We start from the raw sequence: 14,290 nt of genomic DNA, 5'->3' as shown, positions 1-14,290 counted from the left end.
CATCAACCTTCTTTGGAGAGATATAGTAAGACCTGCTATTTTAGTAGGCAAGTATCGTTTGTATCCAAGAATCCCCTGCCTTTAGGCATGGGGAGTATGTCAATGATTTAGATATCTATCCTGGAGATGATGGTGCAACAACTATATTTATCCTTCCTAAAAAAGATATCTCACCAAATGAAGTATGTGAAATATGGATTGATTTAAGTCAATGTAAATTATACGATAAAACGCTCTATGAAGATTTTTCTAAAAAAGTTGATTTAAGCAATGGACTTCCAACAAATAGCACTCTAGATAAAGATAAAAATGGTCCCTACATGATAGATATAAGCTTTTATTCACCTATACTAGATATTATCTATCTTTATAATGATGAATTTCCTGTTTATTAATCATAAATTATCATAAAAACTTTGTAATTCTTTTAAGCTATTTGTTCTTTGTTTTATCGGCAAAGCTTGCCATACTTTTTCTTTATAATTTGCCTTTGATTTATCACCTAGACGCGAATCAATGATAGATACTATGCCTTTATCTGTTTTATTGCGTATTAATCTACCTACACCTTGTTTTAATTTAATAATCATTTCTGGAACTAATACTTCCTCTAAAGGATTTTTACTGCGTTTACATTTTTCATTGATGATTGGTTCTGGCAGTGGGAATGGCAATTTATAAATAATTAAATTCGAAAGTGCTATACCTTCTATGCTTATACCTTCCCAAAAAACTCCTGTTCCTAGTAACACAGAATTTACATCTTGCTTAAATTTATGAATTAATTGTTGTTGTGAAGATATTTCATTTTGTTTAATTAAAGTATAATTTAAATTCAAAGCTTTTAGCCTTGTATATACAGCATTCATATCCGCTTTAGATGTAAACAAAATCAAAGCCTTTCCTTGAGAAATATCCAATATTTTTTTCACTAAATCTATGCTTTCATCAATGAATTTTCCTCTATCTTTACTAGGGCTTGTAATATCATCTGTATAAAAAAGTTTTGCATGTTTATCATAAGCAAATGGCGAATATTTCACTTCTGATAATATGCTATCATTTATTGGAAACATCGTATTTTGCATAAAATAACTATATGCTTTCGTCAAATCTTCATTGGCTAAATTCGTCAAAGTTGCCGAAGTAAAAATTGTATGGAAATTTTTTCTCAATTTTACTCTATCGCCAAAAAATAATTCATTGATTTTTTCATTTACATTTGTAGGACAAAGATATATTATTGGATTTTTAGCCTCTTCAGCCCAGACAATATAGTTTTTTTCATCTTGCCATGCTTTGAAAAAGTCTAAAATAATCTCCATATCACTATTGATTTTTCCACCAGTTTTGCGAATATTTACAGCATGTGCTATCATTATTGCTTCTGCTATTTTATATACATTTTGCAATAAATCAATCGGTATATTTATCTTAAATCTATCAGCATCTTGATGTTGTTTTTGCGCCTGTTGTATTTGATATTTTATCTGCTTATCTATTATCCTAAAAATTTTATCTATGTCGCTAAATACACCATCTATATTTTTAGCTAAATTAGGTGGTATTTTTTTTATGCTTAAATAGCATCTTTTCAATGTATTTACCAATTGCTTTCTAGTCAACATATCTGTATACGAGGAACGCACTTTATCTTCTAAATTATGAGCTTCATCATCAACAATCAAGCTTAATTCTTCAGTAAATAAACCATCTTTCATCTCTCGCTTTAAACGCAAATCAGTAGTGAGCATATCTTGATTGCAAATAATTATGCCCTTTGTCTTTTTCAAATTTAAACGTAAATTATGGTAATGACAAACATCTCGATATTCACAATATTTACATTCACGATAATTATAATTTTTAATTCTAAATTTCTGCCATAAATCTAAAGGAAGTTCAATATTCCAATCACTTGGCTCTTTGCCACCTTGATTTATACATTCATATATTTTTTCATATTGCTTTAAATTTGTTCTATCATCAAAAAATCTTTTAAAATGATATCTACAAATAAAATTAGTCATACCTTTAGCCAATAAAACTTCTGGAAATATTTGTAATTTCTCCATGATATAGCGTATATCACCTTGTAATTGTTCTTGCAAAGTTATAGTTGAAGTAGCTATTACCACTGGTTTTTGTAAATAATAATTGTAATAAATAAGTGGCACTAAATAAGCAAAAGATTTTCCAATCCCTACACCTGCTTCTACCACTAGATTTTTCTTTTGACTGATAGCATCTACTATTTCACAAGCCATCTCTGATTGACCTTCACGAAATTCTAAATTATTATTTTCCATTTCAGGATTTTCAAAGAAAAAACTATATACTTTTTCTCCAATTTCTCGTAAATATTTAGCTTCTAATTTTGATTGCACTATTTTTACCTCTACTATCTATAATTTAATCAATATTGCATTCTTTAAAATGTTATTTTATTATAATATAAATCAATTAAAAATAACAAAGGAAGTATTTTTATGGGAGTAATCACAGATAAATTAGGTGCTGATTTAAAACAACAAAAAGATATTCACACTTTTTTAGAAAATAATAAAGATAAATTATTAGATATGAACTTACCTAAATATCTAGATGAACTTTTAGCGCAAAAAAATTTAACAAAATCAGATGTTATCAAAAAATCTGGTCTACCTGTAACTTATGCTTATAAAATTTTTTCAGGGCAAAAACATACTGCTAGAAATCGCATATTAGCTCTTGCTATAGCTATGCAATTAAGTATTGATGAAACAAATCATCTTTTAAATTATGCTGAACATAGTTCTTTATACCCACGCAATCCATGGGATACTATAATCATGTATGCACTTCAAAGACATTTAAGCGTAATTGAAACAAATATATTATTGACTGATGCAAAAGCTTCTCCTTTACTAGAATAAAATTTTTAGGCTAATAAATTTTTCTTTTTATTAGCCTATTTTTTATTCTATATAATGTATTTTGTATTTTTATTTTTTCATTAATTTAAATATAGAAAATTATTGAAAAATTTAATCAAATAGTGTGTTATTATAAATCATAACTGCAATAACAAAAATTAATCGTTATATAAATTTTAGTAATGGAGGTTTTTTATATGTCTTTTTTAGAAGCTGGCACAAAATATTTAAAAACAATAGAATCTTATGATAGACTTTCCGCAGTAGAAAAAATTGAAGCAAATCATTTATTATTAGCTTATGAAAAACTCATGAAAGACGATTGTTATCGCCTCTGTTTAACTGATTTACATCTACTATTGCGTCTTACTGAAAGCGGTCAGGCAATTTGTCTTCAAGACCCTGAGCTTGCTCACGTTATTTTCGTAAAAACTATTGAATTATCTCCTTATAATAAATTAGTTTTGCGCCATTATAGTGAATTTTTGAACATACATGGCTGGGATTTAGAATCTATTCAACTCAGTAAATTCCTCAAACAAAATCAATTAAAAGAAGCTCAAGATTTTGCTTTAAAATTGGATATTTTCTTAGATGGTATGCCTATCAATCAATTTAGAGACCCTAGCGCATTGACATCTTTCATCAAAGGTAATTTCACATCAGTATTTAGTCATATCGCTAAACGCTATTTGAATTTCATTCATCAAAAAATTAATTCTAATAAACGCAATTTCACTGAAGATATGAATTGGCTCAATAGCAAGATGAAATTATTCATTTCATATATTGATAAATCCGATTTAAATATTTTACATGAATTCACAGAAAAAGGATTAGCTAAATATATAACTTCTAATGAAGTTTCCTTTATGCTTTTCAAAAAAAATATGGAACTTGAACCGTATAATCGTAAAGTAACTGATAAATTTTATAAATTACTTAGCTTAAATCGTCATAGACAATTTGGTTATTAATATTTTCAAATAAAAAAGGAAGTCTATATAATAGACTTCCTTTTTATTTTCATATTTATTATTTTACGCCTAAAGTTACTTTTTCACCATTGATGTTCCATTCTTTAGTGAAGCCGTCTAATTTATCGTAAACAAGTTCATCTGCTAAAGTAATTTTCTTAATTGTTTCTGCATTATCCTGCATTAATTTAGCAATTTTTTCATTACCTTGAGCAAATATTGTAATTCTATCCGTTACTTCAAAGCCATTTTCTTTACGCATTGTCTGAACTTTACTGATGATTTCACGAACGAAACCTTCTTCAATGAGTTCATCTGTCAATACTGTAGAAATAGCAATTGTTACATCACCATCACGCTGAGCTGCAAAACATTCTGTTTGAGTCATTTTTACATCAAGGTCTTCAGGTACAAGTGTGATTTCACCAGAAGAAAGTTCTAATTTCAATGTTTTTGTAGCTTCAAGTTCAACTTTAGCTTTTTGTCCATCAACTTTAGCTAGAGCAGCAGCAATTTCTTTCATCTGTTTGCCGTATTTTGGACCTAATACTTTGAACTGTGGTTTAATTTCATAGTTCAAATATTCGTCCATATTATCTTTGAATTCTACTTTTTTAACATTTAATTCTTCTTCTACAATTTTTGTATAGAATTCATTGAGTTCAAATGGAGCTTTTACATACATAAGAGCAATTGGCTGACGGTTTTTGATATTTGCTTCATTACGAGCAGCACGACCTAAAACTACAGCTTTCAATACTAAGTCCATAGTTTTTTCAAGTTCGCTATCAATAAATACTTCATTTGCAACAGGATAAGCACAAAGATGTACGCTTTCTGGTGCATCTTTTTCACTATTTAAAACAAGGTTTTGATAAATAGCTTCTGTCATAAATGGAATCATTGGAGCTGCGAGTTTAATAACTGTTGTAAGTACAGTATATAAAGTCATGTAAGCATTAATTTTGTTTTGGTCTGTTTCTTTAGCCCAGAAACGATCACGACTTCTTCTTACATACCAGTTAGAAAGTTCATCTACAAATTCTTGAAGAGCTTTTGCAGCTTCTGTGATTTTATAGCTATTTAAATCTTCATCTACAGTTTTAATTAAAGTATTAAGACGAGACAAGCACCATTTATCTAATACAGAAAGTTTATCATATTCAAGGCTGTATTTAGATACATCAAATTTATCAATATTAGCATAGAGTACAAAGAATGCGTAAGTATTCCATAATGTACCCATGAATTTACGTTGACCTTCTTGAACAGCAGCATCATGGAAACGATTTGGAAGCCATGGAGCACTATTTTCATAGAAATACCAACGGATAGCATCTGCACCATGTTGAGCTAAAGCTTTCATTGGTTCTACTGCATTACCTTTAGATTTACTCATTTTACGACCTTGAGCATCTAAAACGTGACCTAATACGATAACGTTTTTATAAGGAGCTTTGTCAAAAAGTAATGTGGAAATAGCGATTAGAGAATAGAACCAACCACGAGTTTGGTCTACTGCTTCAGAGATGAAATCTGCTGGGAATTGTTCTTCAAAGAGTTCTTTATTTTCAAATGGATAATGCCATTGTGCAAAAGGCATGGAACCAGAGTCAAACCAGCAGTCAATAACTTCTGGAACACGATGCATTTCTTTACCACAATGAGGACATTTAATAGTTACAGCATCAATGAATGGACGATGTAATTCAATATCATCAGGGCAATTATCAGACATGGATTTTAATTCTTCGATAGAACCGATTGCATGTTGATGACCGCATTCACATTCCCAGATATTAAGTGGAGTACCCCAATAACGGTTACGAGATAAGCCCCAATCTTGAACATGTTCGAGCCAATCGCCAAAACGACCTTTACCGATAGATTCAGGAATCCAGTTTATTGTTTTATTATTAGCAATTAATTTATCGCGAACAGCTGTCATGCGAATGAACCATGTTTCACGTGCATAGTATAAAAGTGGAGTATCGCAACGCCAGCAATGTGGATAACTATGTTCAAAGTTAGGTGCAGAGAATAATAAACCTTTTTCTTCTAAGTCTTTTAAAATTTTTGGATCTGCTTTTTTTACAAATACGCCTGGCCAATCAGTATCTGCTGTCATGCAACCTTTAGCGTCAACGAATTGTACGAAAGCAATACCATATTCATGGCAAACACGGGAGTCATCTTCACCGAATGCAGGAGCCATATGAACGATACCAGAACCATCTGTAGTTGTTACATAATCATCACAAGTTACGATAAATGCTTTTTTGCCATTTAATTTATTTAAAGCATATGGATAAAGTGGTTCATATTCTTTATATTCAAGAGATTTACCTGGCATTTCTTCGAGGATTGTATAATCTTCGCCTAAAACTTTTTCGCAAAGTTCTTTAGCCATGTAATAAGTGTAATCGCCTTGTTTTACTTTTACATAAGTAATTTCTGGATTTACGCAAAGTGCAAGGTTAGATGGAAGAGTCCATGGAGTAGTTGTCCATGCGAGGAAGTAAGCATCTTCACCTTTTGCTTTAAATCTTACAAATGCAGATTTTTCTTTTATATCTTTATATCCTTGAGCTACTTCGTGAGAAGAAAGAGGTGTACCACAGCGAGGGCAGTATGGAACGATTTTATGACCTTTATATAAAAGACCTTTGTTCCAAATTTCTTTTAATGCCCACCATACAGATTCAATATAATCATTATGGTATGTAACATATGGGTCTTTCATATCTGCCCAATAGCCTACAGCTTTGGAGAATTCTTCCCACATACCTTCGTATTTCCAAACGCTTTCTTTACATTTTTCTACGAAAGGTTCAATACCATATTCTTCAATTTGTTCTTTACCATTGATGCCTAATAATTTTTCAACTTCAAGTTCTACTGGAAGACCATGAGTATCCCAACCAGCTTTACGGATAGTTTTATGACCTTTCATAGCTTGATAACGAGGAATCATATCTTTGATTACACGAGTTAAAACGTGTCCAATATGAGGTTTACCATTTGCTGTTGGTGGTCCATCATAAAATGTGAATACATCTGCATCTTCATGTTGATGTACTTGTTTTTTAAATATATCGTGTTCTTCCCAGAATTTTTCAATTTCTTTTTCGCGTTCTACGAAATTTAGATTGGTATCAACTTTGTTATACACAAAAAAGCCTCCTCTGTATACAAATAATAAATAAAAATTCCAGTATATGAAAAAAACTCTTGCCAAATAGGACAAGAGCAACTGTAATACATAACTAAAAAAGCCTTCACCCAAAACAGGATGAAAGCTGTGCTGTCATTATACCACCTATTTCACATACCAACATATGCAACCCTTTTAACGGAGGGACCCGACACGGTCTATTCTTAAAAATTAATTTCAACCTGTAACTCCAGAGTGATTTTCCATTAAAAACTACTTGTACCAATTTCCAGCAATACATGGCTCTCTGTAACTTTTATTTTTAATTTACTATCTCTTTCATTGTTTTTCTTCTTTGTACTATTGTGTACGCTTGATATAATATCACAATAATAGAAAATGAGCAAGAAAAAATTTACCCTAAACAGTTTACAATTATACAAAATAAAATTGACAAATATAATTTTATCGTTTATAATCTATTCATACTTATTCACTATGAAAACATACATTAAAGGAGGTCATTACCATGAAAATTTATCATAATTTTATGGAACTCGTAGGACATACACCTCTTGTTCAAATCAATAATTATAGTAAACTCCATAATATAAAAACTAATTTATTAGTGAAATTAGAATATTTTAATCCTGCTGGTAGTGCCAAAGATAGAATTGCCAAAGCCATAATTGAAGATGCTGAAAATCGCAGTATTTTAAAACCTAATTCCACTATCATTGAGCCAACAAGTGGCAATACTGGTATTGGTCTTTGTGCTGTAGCTGCAAGTAAAGGTTATAAAATCATCATCACTATGCCAGAAACTATGAGCATTGAACGCAGAAAACTCATGAAAGCTTATGGTGCTGAGCTTGTATTAACAGAAGGTAGCAAAGGCATGACAGGAGCTATCAAAAAAGCTGAAGAATTAGCAAAAGATATACCTGATAGCTTTATTCCTGGACAATTCACTAATTTAGTCAATCGCCAAGCTCACTATATGACAACTGGCCCAGAAATTTGGCAAGATACTGATGGTAAAATTGATATCTTCGTTGCTGGTATTGGTACAGGCGGTACTTTAAGCGGTACAGGAAAATATCTCAAAGAACAAAATCCTAATATAAAAATCATTGGTATTGAACCTCAAACTTCTGCTGTATTAACAACCGGTAAAGCAGGGGCTCACAAAATTCAAGGCATTGGTGCTGGCTTTATACCAGATACTTTAGATACCTCTATCTATGATGAAATCATAACTGTGGACAACGAAGTATGTTTTACAGCTAGTAAAGAACTCACCAAAACAGAAGGTCTTTTGACTGGCATTTCTTCTGGTGCCGCACTTTGGGCAGCTACTCAAGTTGCCAAACGTCCAGAAAATGTTGGCAAAAATATTGTTGTGCTTCTTCCTGATACAGGTGAACGTTATCTCTCTACACCATTATTTGAAGAATAATCTTTCAAACTCAATAACATCATCATATTGTAAATATTTTTATGTGATGATGTTATTTTTATAAGGTATTCATAGTTTTATAATAGGATAAATATATTTAAAAAGGAGAGTTTTCTGATGACAAAAAAATTGGATACAAATAATTGGGCTTTTGAAACTAAACAATTACATATAGGTCAAGAAATACCTGACCCTATAACAAATTCTCGTGCTGTACCCATTTATCAAACTACCTCTTATGTATTTGATAATTGCCAAGTAGCTGCTGATAGATTTGCCTTAAAAGAAGACGGTAATATTTATGGTAGATTAACTAATTCCACTCAAGAAGTATTAGAAAAGCGTATTGCTAGTCTTGAGGGTGGTGCAGGAGCTTTGGCTATAGCTTCAGGTGCTGCCGCTATAGCCTATACAATACAAGCTCTCGCTAAAGTAGGCGACCATATTGTCTGCTCAAAAACAGTATATGGAGGAACATATAATCTTTTTGCTCATACTTTAGTGGATTTTGGCATAAATACAACTTTTGTCGATATTCATAATCTAGATGAAGTCGAAAATGCTATCACAGAAAATACAAAATGTATCTATTTTGAAACTTTAGGCAATCCAAATAGTGATATTGCCGATTTAGAAGCTTTAGCTAATTTAGCACATAAATATAACATTCCTGCTGTTGTAGATAATACATTTGCAACACCATATCTTGTACGACCTATCGAATATGGTGTTGATATCGTCATTCACTCTGCTACTAAATTCATCGGTGGTCATGGCACTTCTCTAGGTGGAATTATCGTAGATAGTGGTAATTTCGATTGGGAAAAAAGTAATAAATTCCCTTCTTTAGTCGAAGCTAATCCTAGTTATCATGGAATTTCTTTCACTAAAGCTACAGGAAAGCTCGCTTTTATCACTAAAGTTCGTGCTATTTTACTTCGAGATTTAGGTGCTTGTATCTCTCCATTTAATGCATTTTTACTTTTACAAGGATTAGAAACTTTATCTTTACGTGTAGAACGCCATATACAAAATACACTTAAAGTCATTGAATTTTTGCAAAATCATGATAAAGTCGAAAATGTCAATCACCCTTCTATTACCTCACGCTTCGACCATAATTTATACCAAAAATATTTACCCAATGATGGTGGCTCTATCTTCACATTTGAAATCAAAGGCACAGCAAAAGACGCTCAAGATTTTATCGATAAACTCCAATTATTCTCCTTACTTGCCAATGTAGCAGATGCGAAATCCCTCGTAATTCATCCAGCTAGCACCACTCACTCACAAATGACTACAGAAGAATTATCTGCTTCTGGCATAAAGCCAAATACAATTCGCCTTTCTATAGGTCTTGAAAATATAAATGATATTCTCCGTGATTTAGCTCAAGCTTTAGCATAATAATAAAGCCACATTATATTATTTAAATTTAATATAATGTGGCTTTTATTTAACAAGCTGTAATTCCGCCATCAACGCTCCATACAGCCCCTGTTACAAAACTAGCTTCTGGACTTGCCAAGAAATAAATTACATTCGCTACCTCTTCTGGTCTGCCTATTCTTCCTATAGGATATAAACTACTCGCTTCTTTTATGCCTTCTTCCACATCACCTGCAAATTGATTTCGCGTAAGTGGTGTATCTATATCTCCAGGGCAAACGCAATTTGCTCTGACCTTATACGGTGCTAATTCCAAGGCTAAAGCTTTTGTAAATACGGTCAAACCACCTTTAGAAGCACAGTATGCACTACAAAAGAAATTTCCATTAATACCTGCATCAGAAGATACATTTACAATAGAAGCATTTTCTCCTTGTTTTTTCAAATGAGGAACAGCATATTTACATAAAAAATAAGCTCCTTTCAAATTTATACTCATAATTCTATCAAATTCATCTTCTTCTACATCTTCAATAGCATTTTCCAGATAAATCCCTGCGTTATTCACTAAAATATCTAGTTTTTTATATTTTTCAATCACTGTATCTATGACGCTCTTGCAATTTTTAGCACTACTGATATCTGCTTGAATAAAATCGCAAAATACATCTTTTGTGATAAATGATTTTAAATATTTTCTAGCTTCTATATATTTATCTTTATTTCTACCTACTAAAATCACATTTATTTTATTTACTAAAAATTTTTTAGCACATTCAAGACCTATGCCAGATGTCCCACCTGTGATTAAAGCTATTTTCTCCATAAACTTCACCATTTCTTCATCATTCTAAAAAATAAAGCCGAGTCTAAATATCACGTGATATTAAAAACTCGACTTTACCATTTCTTAACGTTTATTCAATTAAGAATTACTGATTTACAGCTTCTTTTAAAGCTTTACCAGCTTTGAATACTGGGTTTTTGGAAGCAGGAATTTCGATAGTTTCGCCAGTCTGTGGGTTACGACCTTTACGAGCTGCACGAGTTCTAACTTCGAAAGTACCAAAACCAATAATTTGTACTTTGTCATCTTCAACAAGAGCTTTTTGTACACTTGCAAAAACAGCGTTAACAGCTTTTTCTGCATCTTTTTTTGTTAATTCTGCTACTTCAGCAACACTTGCTACTAATTCGGATTTATTCACGAAGATAGCCTCCTTTAAAATTATTATCAAATATAATTGTTCGCCGCTAAAGAGGTATTTCCTCTAAATAAGAGTCTAATATATATATAAATTACGGCAAAACTCTTATTTTGTAAGGATTATTTCACAACATTAAATCCTTATATGATGAGATTATAAAACCACCTTATTATCTCATCATATAAGGACTTAATCAAGTCCTTATTTACATTTATTTAATTATTTTTCATCTTTAAGTTTAGCTTCTTGCCACAATTCATCTAAATCAATCAAAGACAAGCTTTCCCAATTTTGTTGTTTAGCTTTTACTTTTTCTTCAATATAGGAAAATCTTCTTTTAAATTTGCGATTTGTGCCAGCTAAAGCTACTTCTGGGTCTATTTTTAAGAAACGAGAAATATTTACAATTGTAAATAAAACATCGCCTAGTTCTTCTTCTATCTTTTCTTTTTGTCCATCGACAATAGCTTCTTCTAATTCACGAAGTTCTTCTTCTAATTTATCCCATACAGGATCAATGTCTGGCCAGTCAAAACCTACTTTTGCTGCCTTATGTTGCAATTTATAAGCAACCATAAGTGATGGTAAATCTTTTGGTACACCATCTAATATAGAAGTTCTTTCTGTTTTTTCCGCTTGTTTAATAGCTTCCCAATTAGCTAAAACTTCGCCTGCATCTTTTACATCGACATCACCGAAAACATGTGGATGACGGCGAATTAATTTTTCAGTTATACCATCGATAACATCTTGCATGGAGAATAACTTAGCTTCTTCTGCCATGCGAGCATGAAATACTATTTGCATCAATAAATCGCCAAGTTCTTCACAGAGCAATTTTTCATCTTCTAAATCTATAGCTTCAATAACTTCATAAACTTCTTCAATCAAGTTACGACGAAGAGATTTATGTGTCTGCACGATATCCCATGGACAACCGCCTGGGCTACGAAGTGTTTTTACTACATCTTCTAGTGGCTCTAAATCAAAAGTTTGCTCATTTTTTGGCATTTTTCCTATATATAAACTTGTCAAATGGTCAATATGAGGTTGACGGTCTAATTCATATAGAGGAATTTCGCGAATTTCTTCATCTGGCAAACTCAAATTGCGAATGAATGTTACAGGATAATTTTCTGGATAATTTTCCATCAAAGTCAATTTTGTATCTGAAGCTACGTGCTGATTATATACTTGCGTGATTACAAGTGCTGATGGCATTTCACTTGGTAAGTTTTCTAAATCGCAAGCATCTAAAATAGTAAGCCCATCAATAGGGTCTATATTTAAGCGCTGATATAAAACTTCCATAAAGCTCATACCTGGCATGATGTTTAATTTCACATCAGCTTCTTTGGCTTTTTGTCTGATAATCACTACTGTTCTTTCTGCAACAAGTGGACTACCTGGAACAGCATATACTACATCATGACCATTTTTAGCTTCTTCAATCAATTTTTGAGCAATACTATTATACACATCATCAAAAGAAGCCCCTTGTTCATAAAATTCATCACAAGAAGTATACACTACATTTCGTTTATCTAATTCAGCTACTGTAGGGTGAATAGCAGTACGCAAAATCAATTTATCTGTATTTGTTATTTTATCCCAAGTATCTAGAGTAATAAGACCAAAATCGCCTGGTCCTAAGCCTACAATTGTTATTTGTCCCATATTATACCTTCCACTTCTTTCAGAAAAAAAGTAACCGCTGTGGAAAACCGTGCGGTTACTATGGATTGTGATTACTATAAATATAAAGCAAGAAAAGTGATTTGTCAATCAAAGATTGCAATAAACTAAGGTTTCATAAGGTTTTAATGCAATTTTTTTTGCTTTTGCTTCATTTTTATAATTATTTAATATGCATTTGTAATTTAAAAGGTCATATGGCAATTCTATTTCATATGTTGTTGGATAGAAATTACAGATTACAATTAATTTTTGACCTTTATAATTGCGTCCATAAGCAAATACTCTTTTATCTTCGCAAAGTAATGGTTTTATATCTCCATAAGCTATCACATCATAATTTTTACGCAACTGAATTAATTTTTGATAATAATAGAGAATAGAGTCCTTATCTTCTAAACTATTTTTTACATTTATCTCAGTGTAGTTATCTGCTGTCTGTATCCAAGGAGTTCCTGTTGTAAATCCTGCATTTATACTATCATCCCATTGCATAGGAGTTCTTGAATTATCACGAGTATGCACATCTAAAATCATCAAAGCTTGCTCTTTTGTCATGCCTTTATCCTGTAAAATTTGATAATGATTTAAACTTTCTACATTGCGATATTGTTCAATGGATTTAAAATGTGGATTAGTCATTCCGATTTCTTCACCTTGATAAATATATGGTGTTCCTCTTAAACAATGTATCAATGTTGCCAACATTTTGCCTGATTCTTTATGGTATTTATCATCACTACCAAAGCGAGATATTACACGTGGCTGGTCATGATTGCACCAAAAAACAGCATTCCAAGCATTATTTTTTTCCATATTTATCTGCCAATCAAAAATCAACTGTTTCAATTTCATAAAGTCAGTTGGTACAAGTACCCGTTTTTCATTGCCCATAAAATCCACTTTTAAATGATGGAAAGTAAATACCATAGAAAGTTCGCCTGTTTTTTCACCAGCGTATTTATAACAATTTTCCATAGTAGTGCTACTCATTTCACCAACAGTTATGATATCTTTGTCTTTAGCAAAACTATCTCTAGCTAATTCTTGTAAAAATTCATAAATGCGTGGCCCATCTGTATAAAAGCTTCTGCCATCTCCATCTACAGAGAAATCATCTTCAAAACCAGCCTTACTGATTAAATTGATGACATCAAAACGAAAACCTTTTACGCCTTTTTCCATCCAAAAACGCACGATATTTTTACCAAATGCGAGCGTAAAGCCCCTAAATTTATTTATGGGGATATAAGCTCGCTAAAAAACAATGATTCTATATCATTGTTTTTTATTGTATTATATTTTTAATAGTTATATAATACTTTTATGAAATATAAATCAAATAATAATATAGTATATTCTTGTAAATATCATGTAGTATTTTGTCCTAAATATCGTAGAAAAGTGTTGAACAATGGTGTTGATGAACGATTAAAGGAGTTGATTAATAATATTTGTCAGAAGCTTCACGTCGATTTAATCGAGATGAA

At 31.6% G+C, this 14,290-nt stretch carries 11 protein-coding genes; 5 read left to right on the top strand and 6 right to left on the bottom strand.

Translation table 11 applies throughout. The annotated features are described in order from the left end of the window. Positions 1-395: 395 nt before the first annotated feature. Complete coding sequence (locus BMX03_RS10140; RefSeq protein WP_091695204.1) at positions 396-2,387, bottom strand: ATP-dependent DNA helicase; 1,992 nt, start codon at positions 2,385-2,387, stop codon at positions 396-398. A gap of 102 nt (positions 2,388-2,489) precedes the next feature. Between BMX03_RS10140 and BMX03_RS10135 the strand changes: the two genes are divergently transcribed. Both BMX03_RS10135 and BMX03_RS10130 read left to right on the top strand, forming a co-directional pair. Continuing rightward, positions 2,490-2,915, top strand: coding sequence for a helix-turn-helix domain-containing protein (locus BMX03_RS10135; protein WP_022228266.1), 426 nt, complete (start codon positions 2,490-2,492; stop codon positions 2,913-2,915). Between the two features lie 197 nt (positions 2,916-3,112). Continuing rightward, a complete protein-coding gene (locus tag BMX03_RS10130; RefSeq protein WP_091695201.1) occupies positions 3,113-3,892 on the top strand; it encodes a hypothetical protein in 780 nt (259 codons plus the stop codon). A 58-nt stretch (positions 3,893-3,950) separates the two neighbouring features. On the opposite strand, the gene ileS is transcribed toward BMX03_RS10130, so the two are convergent. Continuing rightward, the gene (ileS, locus tag BMX03_RS10125) at positions 3,951-7,064 is read right to left on the bottom strand and encodes an isoleucine--tRNA ligase (protein WP_091695198.1); all 3,114 of its coding nucleotides are present in this window, start codon (positions 7,062-7,064) and stop codon (positions 3,951-3,953) included. Positions 7,065-7,575: 511 nt separating this feature from the next. Here ileS and cysK point away from each other — a divergent pair. Both cysK and BMX03_RS10115 read left to right on the top strand, forming a co-directional pair. After that, positions 7,576-8,505, top strand: a complete 930-nt coding sequence (cysK, locus tag BMX03_RS10120; RefSeq protein WP_015562787.1) for a cysteine synthase A — start codon at positions 7,576-7,578, stop codon at positions 8,503-8,505. Positions 8,506-8,622: 117 nt separating this feature from the next. Then, positions 8,623-9,915, top strand: coding sequence for an O-acetylhomoserine aminocarboxypropyltransferase/cysteine synthase family protein (locus tag BMX03_RS10115; RefSeq protein WP_091695195.1), 1,293 nt, complete (start codon positions 8,623-8,625; stop codon positions 9,913-9,915). 49 nt (positions 9,916-9,964) lie between these two features. Here the strand turns inward: BMX03_RS10115 and BMX03_RS10110 are convergent, their stop codons facing one another. The 4 genes from BMX03_RS10110 to BMX03_RS10095 form a co-directional block, all read right to left on the bottom strand. Continuing rightward, entirely contained in the window at positions 9,965-10,723 is a 759-nt protein-coding gene (locus BMX03_RS10110; RefSeq protein ID WP_022228262.1) for an SDR family NAD(P)-dependent oxidoreductase, read from the bottom strand. A 106-nt stretch (positions 10,724-10,829) separates the two neighbouring features. Then, the gene (locus tag BMX03_RS10105; RefSeq protein ID WP_008538666.1) at positions 10,830-11,105 is read right to left on the bottom strand and encodes an HU family DNA-binding protein; all 276 of its coding nucleotides are present in this window, start codon (positions 11,103-11,105) and stop codon (positions 10,830-10,832) included. A gap of 219 nt (positions 11,106-11,324) precedes the next feature. Further along, entirely contained in the window at positions 11,325-12,782 is a 1,458-nt protein-coding gene (gene mazG, locus BMX03_RS10100; RefSeq protein ID WP_091695193.1) for a bifunctional methyltransferase/pyrophosphohydrolase YabN, read from the bottom strand. A 108-nt stretch (positions 12,783-12,890) separates the two neighbouring features. Then, positions 12,891-13,997 (bottom strand): alpha-amylase family glycosyl hydrolase, encoded by a 1,107-nt coding sequence (locus BMX03_RS10095; RefSeq protein WP_255361482.1) that lies wholly within the window; start codon positions 13,995-13,997, stop codon positions 12,891-12,893. Positions 13,998-14,126: 129 nt separating this feature from the next. On the opposite strand from BMX03_RS10095, the gene tnpA reads away from it, so the two are divergent. Continuing rightward, positions 14,127-14,290, top strand: a 164-nt coding sequence (gene tnpA / locus BMX03_RS10090; protein WP_143052093.1) for an IS200/IS605 family transposase, incomplete at its 3' end; no start/stop codon positions are given.

Source organism: Megamonas sp. Calf98-2, from assembly GCF_900110235.1.
Lineage (GTDB): Bacteria > Bacillota > Negativicutes > Selenomonadales > Selenomonadaceae > Megamonas > Megamonas funiformis.
The sequence above is the reverse complement of the archived record's forward strand: the minus strand, read 5'-3'. Positions and strand labels throughout refer to the sequence as shown.

Coding starts and splice junctions, on each gene's coding strand:
- BMX03_RS10110 (WP_022228262.1), bottom strand. CDS start 10,723: ATGGAGAAAATAGCTTTAATCACAGGTGGGACATCTGGCATAGGTCTT.
- mazG (WP_091695193.1), bottom strand. CDS start 12,782: ATGGGACAAATAACAATTGTAGGCTTAGGACCAGGCGATTTTGGTCTT.
- BMX03_RS10135 (WP_022228266.1), top strand. CDS start 2,490: ATGGGAGTAATCACAGATAAATTAGGTGCTGATTTAAAACAACAAAAA.
- BMX03_RS10130 (WP_091695201.1), top strand. CDS start 3,113: ATGTCTTTTTTAGAAGCTGGCACAAAATATTTAAAAACAATAGAATCT.
- cysK (WP_015562787.1), top strand. CDS start 7,576: ATGAAAATTTATCATAATTTTATGGAACTCGTAGGACATACACCTCTT.
- BMX03_RS10115 (WP_091695195.1), top strand. CDS start 8,623: ATGACAAAAAAATTGGATACAAATAATTGGGCTTTTGAAACTAAACAA.